This is a genomic window from Pannonibacter sp. Q-1, from assembly GCF_054073275.1.
The window spans coordinates 1-7,512 of sequence record NZ_JBSXNB010000016.1 but is presented as its reverse complement, the minus strand read 5'-3'; the positions used below and the strand labels follow the sequence as shown (position 1 = coordinate 7,512).

Here is a 7,512-nt window from a genome sequence, read left to right as displayed (position 1 = left end):
GGAAGCCTGCTCCGGCGCCTGAACTTAACCATCTGACAAAAATAGCCTTTCCTAGCTATCTATGTCAGCCCCTATGAGAATATCATCGCGCCGAACACGATGATGTAGATCATGACAGTGGCAGAACTGGCTTCTGACAGGACCGAAAGAAAGGTGGTGCGGTTCAGCTTGCCGCGGCCGAGTGCGAAGAAGAAGGCGAAGACCACACCGACCGCTGCCGCCTCATTCACCGTGAAAACGCCGGAGTAGATCCCTCCCAGAACGATCACCGCGAGAGCAATCGCCCCCCAGGACCGGCCCAATGCACGAACACGGTCGCGCAGGGGCAGTTTGTCCGACCCCGGCATCGCATCAGGATTGCGCCAGGCGACGATCCAGATGGCTGTCAGATACAGCAAGACAGACAAGAGGGCAGGGAGGATTGCAGCGGAGAAGAGTTTCAGGACGGACACTTCGGTCAGGACGCCATAGAGGACCATGATGCTCGAAGGCGGCACGATGATCCCCAAGGTGCCTCCGGCCGCAACCGCACCGGCCGAGCTTCCCTTGGAATATCCGCGGGCGATCATTTCCGGCAGGGCGACCCGTCCGAATGTGGCTGTCGTTGCCACCGAAGATCCGCAGACCGCGCCGAACCCGGCGCTGGCAACGATGGTCGTAGCCGCCAGCCCTCCGGGGCGATGGCCAACCAGAGCTTCCGCCGTTTCGAAGATGTCTTTCGCCAATCCGCTTGTGGCGGCCAGGCTTCCCATCAACATGAACAGCGGAATGACCGCCAGATCGAGGTTGGCCATTGTTGCCGCCGGCTCGGAGGCCAGGAGTTTGACTGCAGGCGCCCATCCGGCAATCGCGGCAAAGCCGCCGACCCCGACAACTGCCATGGTCACACCAATGGGGACATGCAGCAAAATCAGAACGAACATGCAGATTAGCCCGATGACGGCGATCGTTACAGGATCCATCCTTATGCTCCCCCGCCCGGTGCCGTATCGTTCAAACCGTGAAGATCTTTGGCCGTCCGATGATCGAACAAACTGGCTATGTCCTTGATAACGTTTAAGGCCTGAATGAGCGCCGCGTAGTAAAGGAACGCGGTGGCGACGCTCCACCAGGGCCAGATCGGCCAGGCCAACACCCAGGTCCGCCGTTCGCTTGTGTAAGTGCCTTCCACGAAGGGAATGAACTGCCAAGCCATCACCGTGATGACCATGAAGACGACAAGGCTGGAGAACAGCTGGAGCAGTTTGTTGGCCCGAAATCCAAGCATCGCGCCCAGAACTTCGATCGAGATGTTCCGTCTGTCTGCGAGATTGGCCGGGATACAGCTGGCGATGACCACAGCCATGACGACGGCGCTGACGTCGTTCACACCATGGATCGGGGCCGAGAAGAACGATCGCAGCAAGGCATCAACCGTGGTCATGACCGCCAGCATCAACAGTCCCGCGAACCCGAGCAGTGCCAGCCATTTCGCGCCACGGCGCAAATAGGCATCCAGTTTGTTCATCTGTCTCCCTCCCTGAGAACAACCCAACTGCCGCTTTACCGGTCAAACGGATCCCGATTTACCCCTTTCTTGTGTGTGTTCGGACAGCGAACACTTCCAAAACAAGTCAGCCTCCGGCCCGAAGCCGTTTCACCTCGGCCGAGGACAGCCGTCCAACCAGGTCGCGCGTTATCGCATCGGCGGTGCGCAAGAGCTTTTCGCGGTAAAGCTGAAGGCCCTTGCTGAAGGGCATTGCACTGGTCAGCCAGATCAGGGTGAGACAGGCGAAAACCTTGTCCTCGTACCAGATCGGGGCTGAAATGCTGCCGGTTTCAGGTGTGAAATCCGCGATCCGGTAGCCCACTCCCAGTTCCCGGACTTTCACCAGAATGGCGTGCAGCGGGCCATCCCTGGTCATGAAGGGGGCAGTCCGCCCGTTCGTCTCCGTCAAAAGATTGAGCAGTGCCGTCCGGTCCTCTTCCGGCATGTAGGCAAGCAGCGCCCGTCCGCTGGAGGTTTCGACCAATGGCAACTGTCTGCCGACCATGCCGTGGTTCACGGAATAGGGGCTGATCTTGTGCGTCGATTCACGGACTTCCATGTGACTGTTTCTCAAGGTCACGAGATCAAGCGGCCAAAGCACGTCGCGGCCGAGTTCGATCATATGGGGAACCGCGATCTGGCAAACCCAGTCCTCCTCGCGATACCCGGAACTGAGCGACTTCACATGAAGCGTTGGACGCCAGCGGTTCGAGAAATGGTCTCGAGAGATCAGCTCCATCTCCTCAAGCGTTTTCAGAAGCCTGTAGACGGATGGACGCGGAATCCCGGTTGCCTTCGCAATCTCGCCCGGCTTTGCCCCGTTGAACTGGTTGATGGCCCGAAGCACGGCAACACCGCGCTCTAACGCTTTGATCGATGGTTCAGAAATAGGTTCCTCCCATAACCTGATTTCACTTCCAGCCCGCTCAGCTTGCACGTTGAAAAATGGGGAGTAAAGCGATTTGTTTAGTATGCTGTCAGATCTTGAGGCCCTTTCCGCAAGGGTTGATCCTAAATAAAAATAACAAAAACATTATGTTAGAGGTTTCCTCCTTTTCAGAATAGCCGCTTCATGGCCATCAGGACGTCCAAAATGTTCGCTGGCCGGACAAATTCTATTTTGTGAGAGCATCACGGCGGATGGGGGGCTAGATGTCGCAAGACGGTGCCCGCTACCGCCGGACGGGTTGTTCGGAGCCGGTGGTGCGCAGGGCGATCCATATCCGGCCGCCTGCACACGCGAGGAGGAGACAGCCTATGCCCATCACGTCACTCGGCTACATCGGTATTAACTCCAAGAAACTCGGCGACTGGGACGGCTTCGCCACTGATCTTCTCGGCATGCAGAAAGTGGATCAGGGCGGCAGCATGAGCCTTTACCGCATGGATGACCGCAAACAACGGCTCATCGTGACCGGGGAAGGTGAAGAGGACCTGGCCTTCATGGGCTGGGAGGTGAACACACCGGACGATCTGGACGCTCTGGCATCCAGGCTTGAGAACAACAGGGTCAAGGTCACCTGGCACGACGCTGGCCTTGCCGGTCAACGGCACGTTGCCCGCCTCATCTCGTTCTGCGATCCCGACGGCAACCGGCTGGAGGTCTTCTGCGGGCCGGAGATTGCAAGCGACCCGTTTCTCTCGGGCCGCCCGATTTCCGGGTTCAAGACCGGGTCCCTCGGCATGGGGCATGCGGTGCTGCATGTCGCCGATGTCGAAGGCATCCTGAGCTTCTACCGCGACCTGCTGGGATTTCGCGTCACCGACTTCGGCCTGACGCCCTATCCGCTCTACTTTTTTCACGTGAACGGCCGGCATCACAGTTTTGCGATGGTCGGTTCCGGCCGCAAGGGCATTCACCACTTCATGGTCGAGCTGCTCTCTCTGGATGATGTGGGGCAGGGATACGACCTTGCCCAGGAACGCGAGGAAGGCGTGGCCTATTCGCTTGGCCGCCATTCCAATGACCATATGCTGAGCTTCTACACGCACACCCCCTCCAACTTCTTCGTTGAATACGGCTGGGGCGCGCAAGTCGTCGATCCCGTGACCTGGCAGCCTTTCGAGACACATGAAGGCCCTTCGACCTGGGGGCACGAGCGGCTGTATCTTCCCGAAGATGATGAGATCCGGGCCCGGATGCGCAAGATGCGGCTGGACAATGCCCGCTCGGGCTTTCGCGCTCCAAATCCACGGCCGAACTGTGCGTGGCTCGACACTGTCGTGCACCGCGAATGATGCCGGCATTCACCTGCCATTCCGTGCGACTTCATGAAGGGGAGACCGATCCTTGCGGATTTCATCATATATATTGCCGAACGGCATCCATTCCTACGGCCGCCTCGAAGGCGATACTGTCGTGGACGCGGGCGAGGCCCTGCGCAGACAGTTTGCTGATCTGAGGGCCCTGATCGCGGGCGATGCGCTCACGTTGCTCTCATCCGCTGGCGGCGATACCCTGGCCTTGGCGGACGTGACGATGCTGCCGACGATCCCCAATCCGGACAAGATCATCTGCATCGGTCTCAATTATCTGGGACACATCAAGGAAACCGGCCGGGACCGGCCGGAATACCCTTCGATTTTCACACGCTATCCGTCTTCTGTCGTTGGTCATGGCCAGCCCCTCGTGCGTCCTGCCGCCTCACACATGTTCGACTTTGAGGGCGAGTTCGCAGTCGTCATCGGCAAGGCCGGCCGCCATATCTCCAGGGATGCCGCCTTTGAACATGTCGCCGGATACACCTGTTTTAACGACGGCTCGATCCGCGACTTCCAGCGTCATACGACCCAGTTCTGGGGCGGCAAGAACTTCTGGCGTTCCGGTTCGATGGGCCCCTGCCTCACCACTACCGGAGAACTGGGGGATCCGGCAAAGCCGCGGATGGTGACCCGCCTGAATGGCGAGGTCATGCAAGACACGTCGGTTGGTGACCTGGCGTTCCAGATCCCTGACCTGATTTCCTACCTCTCGGCCATCATCGATCTCGTCCCTGGCGACATCATCGCCACCGGAACGCCCAGCGGGGTCGGAAACTTCCGCGATCCGAAGGTTTTCATGCAGCCCGGCGATCTGATCGAAGTCGAAATCGATGGGATCGGAACTCTGTCGAACACCATCGTGGACGAGAGCTAAGCCAACAGAATACAGGAGCAGGCCCATGATTGAGGTACGGACCGGCGTCGCCGTCATCGGCGGCGGCCCAGTCGGGCTGAGCGCAGCAAACCTGCTGGGGCATCTCGGGATCTCGTGCGCACTCTATGAAAAGAATGCCACGACATCGTTTCATCCCCGCGGACATGTTGTAAACACGCGGACAATGGAAATCCTCCGGATGCTCGGCGTGGCCGAAGCGGTCGATGCGGTTTCCCTTCCACTCGAGCGGCACGCAGGCATCGCTTTCGTCACAAGCCTGACTGGTGACGAGATCGGTGTCATCGAGACCCGAAGCAACCCGGAATGGGCAAGGATCGAGCGTTCTCAAAGCCCGGTCTTCAAGCGCTCCTGCCCACAGGACCGGCTGGAGCCGGTGCTGCGCGAGCATGCGGAAACCTGTGACGGCGTCAGTGTCAGCTTCGGGCACACGGTCACTGCTGTTCACCAGGACGGCACCGGAGTGACCCTGGACTGGACAGACAGTTCCGGCAGGACCGGCCGCACCCGTGCACAATATCTGATTGCCGCCGACGGACCGCGCAGCAGCACGCGGGATGCGGTTGGGATCGAAATGGAAGGAAGGTCGATCGGGCAGCAGATCGGCATCTATTTCCATGCCGATCTCTGGGCGCTGGTCGAAGACCGGCCCTATCTGCTGTGGTGGATCTACAATGCCCGCACGTCCGGGGTTCTCATCTCACTCGATGGCCGCAGCCGCTGGACCTATAATTTCGGCTACAGGGAAGATGAATCCCGTGATGACTTCACGGCCGAACGCTGCCTGAAGATACTTCGGGCGGTCATCGGAGATGAAGACATCCCGATCGAGATTCAGAACATCATGCCGTGGCGCATGCAGTCGCGCATCGCGGATCGGTTTTCTCAGGGGCGCGTCTTCATCGCAGGCGATGCGGCACATCCGCTTCCGCCGACCGGAGGGCAGGGCTTCAACACCGGTGTGGCCGATGTGCACAATCTGATCTGGAAGCTGAGCCTTGTGCTGAACAAGACGGCGCCCGAAGCTCTCCTGGACAGTTACAACATTGAGCGGCGGCCCGTGGCGAAGTTCAATGTCGAGCAGAGCGCCCGCAATGCCCTGGCCATGGTTGAGCGTGGGCTCTCCGGCATTCTGGCCAACGACAGCCTGCTGCTGGCGAACCTGGAAGGACCGGAGGGGGCCGAAAACCGCGGCAAGCTGGCTGAAGGCATCCCGGAGCAACGCGCGCATTTCGACTATCCGGGCCAGACCTTCGGGTTTCACTACGAGTCCTCCTTGATCACCCCTGATGGCACGCCTGTGCCCGCGTTCTCGGTCACGGCCTATGAGCCGTCGGCACGGCCTGGACATCGTGCGCCGCATATGGAGATCGAAGGGCAAGAAGGCCGGTCGCTGATCGACCTTTTCGATTATCGCGGCTTCACGCTGCTCACCGGTCCGGATGGCAATGCCTGGACGGCAGCCGGCCAGTTGGCGGCGCAGGACCTGGGCCTCCCCATCTCCTGCTACGCGATCGGCACAGATGTGGCCGTGAACGCAGACGAATGGTGCAGGCTTTATGGCGTCTCCAAAGACGGCGCCGTCCTTGTCAGGCCTGACGGCCACGTCGCTTGGAGATCGGCTGGCGCTGGAACGCCGGATGAGCTTCGCGCGGCTGCAGCTCGCGCCATTGGGCGATCTGCCGCAGAAAGCCCGGCGGAAAACAGCCAGCTGGAAGGGGCCGGCTGAGATGATGGTACCTGAAACCCAGACAGCTGTTGTCATCACCGCCGCCGGTGGTCCCGATGTTCTCGTGCCGGAGCGCGTCCCGGTCGGGATGCCCGGACCGGGACAGGTTTTGATCCGTGTCACGGCTGCCGGGATAAACCGTCACGATGTGCATCAGCGGGCAGGCGGCCGGCATAGTGACGGCAATGCGGTGCCGGGACTTGAGGTCTGCGGCACGGTCGCCGCGCTCGGCGATGGTGTGGAAGGTCTCCCGGCAGGCGGCCGCGTCATGGCACTGGTCCAGGGCGGTGGCTATGGTCAATATGCGGTAGCGAGTGCCACGCTGACGATGCCTGTACCGGATGAGCTCACGGACAGTGAGGCCGCCGCCATTCCAGAAGCCGTTTTCACGGCCTGGTGGAATTTTTTCCATCTGATGTCGCTCGGAAAGGACCAGTTCGGGCTGTTCCACGGCGGCACCAGCGGGGTTGGCCATATTGCGCTGCAGGCCATGTCGGCGCTGGGCTACAAGGTGCTTGCCACAGCTGGAAGTGACGGGAAAGTTGCGGCGGCCAGGGCATTTGGCGCCTATGCCGCGTTTTCCTACCGCGATCCGGATTTGGCCGCCAAGGTGATGGATGCAACGGGCGGTGCCGGGATTTCCGCTCTGCTTGACGTGTCCGCCGGCGCACATCTGGAACAGGATCTCAAGATGATGGCCGATGACGGACAGATCGCACACTTGTCCGGTGGCGGCGGGGCGGCGCTCGCCATCCCTCTTCGCGATGTCATGGCCAAACGGATCCGCATCACCGGGTCCTTGCTGCGCCCGTTGCCGCTCGACAGGAAAGTCCTTGTGGCGGAAAGCATTCGCAAAGAGGTTTGGCCCTTGCTTGGCCGCGAGGTACGCCCGGTCATCGCTCAGGAGTTCGACTTCCGGGATGCTGCTGCAGCGCATCGCTTGATGGAGGCCAACAGTCATATCGGCAAGATCATGCTCAGGGTTACTCACGACTGAGAGACAAGGGGAGGACAGTCATGAAATTCTATTTGGGGCTGACATAGATAGCTAGGAAAGGCTATTTTTGTCAGATGGTTAAGTTCAGGCGCCGGAGCAGGCTT

7 protein-coding genes are annotated in these 7,512 nt (G+C 60.1%); 4 read left to right on the top strand and 3 right to left on the bottom strand.

Annotated features, from left to right (window positions below; all coding sequences use genetic code 11):
- Positions 1–71: 71 nt before the first annotated feature.
- The 3 genes from ACVNHC_RS24300 to ACVNHC_RS24290 all read right to left on the bottom strand — a co-directional run bounded on the left by ACVNHC_RS24300 (position 72) and on the right by ACVNHC_RS24290 (position 2,465).
- Positions 72–962, bottom strand: a complete 891-nt coding sequence (locus ACVNHC_RS24300) for a TRAP transporter large permease (protein WP_457169877.1) — start codon at positions 960–962, stop codon at positions 72–74.
- Between the two features lie 2 nt (positions 963–964).
- On the bottom strand, positions 965–1,507 hold the full coding sequence (locus ACVNHC_RS24295) for a TRAP transporter small permease (protein WP_374628847.1): 543 nt from the start codon (positions 1,505–1,507) through the stop codon (positions 965–967).
- Between the two features lie 106 nt (positions 1,508–1,613).
- Positions 1,614–2,465: a helix-turn-helix domain-containing protein gene (locus tag ACVNHC_RS24290; RefSeq protein ID WP_457169876.1), complete on the bottom strand. Its 852-nt coding sequence runs from the start codon at positions 2,463–2,465 to the stop codon at positions 1,614–1,616.
- Between the two features lie 320 nt (positions 2,466–2,785).
- On the opposite strand from ACVNHC_RS24290, the gene ACVNHC_RS24285 reads away from it, so the two are divergent.
- Genes ACVNHC_RS24285 through ACVNHC_RS24270 form a run of 4 tightly spaced genes read left to right on the top strand, consistent with a single transcriptional unit; the run spans position 2,786 to position 7,408 of the window.
- Positions 2,786–3,766 carry a VOC family protein gene (locus tag ACVNHC_RS24285; RefSeq protein WP_457169875.1) on the top strand — a complete coding sequence of 327 codons (981 nt, stop codon included), beginning with the start codon at positions 2,786–2,788 and terminating at the stop codon, positions 3,764–3,766.
- Between the two features lie 52 nt (positions 3,767–3,818).
- A complete protein-coding gene (locus ACVNHC_RS24280; RefSeq protein WP_457169874.1) occupies positions 3,819–4,664 on the top strand; it encodes a fumarylacetoacetate hydrolase family protein in 846 nt (281 codons plus the stop codon).
- Positions 4,621–6,411 carry an FAD-dependent monooxygenase gene (locus ACVNHC_RS24275; protein ID WP_457169873.1) on the top strand — a complete coding sequence of 597 codons (1,791 nt, stop codon included), beginning with the start codon at positions 4,621–4,623 and terminating at the stop codon, positions 6,409–6,411. Before ACVNHC_RS24280 ends, ACVNHC_RS24275 begins: the two co-directional genes overlap by 44 nt.
- On the top strand, positions 6,323–7,408 hold the full coding sequence (locus ACVNHC_RS24270) for an NAD(P)H-quinone oxidoreductase (RefSeq protein WP_457169872.1): 1,086 nt from the start codon (positions 6,323–6,325) through the stop codon (positions 7,406–7,408). The genes ACVNHC_RS24275 and ACVNHC_RS24270 overlap by 89 nt, the downstream gene beginning before the upstream one ends.
- Positions 7,409–7,512 lie beyond the last annotated feature (104 nt).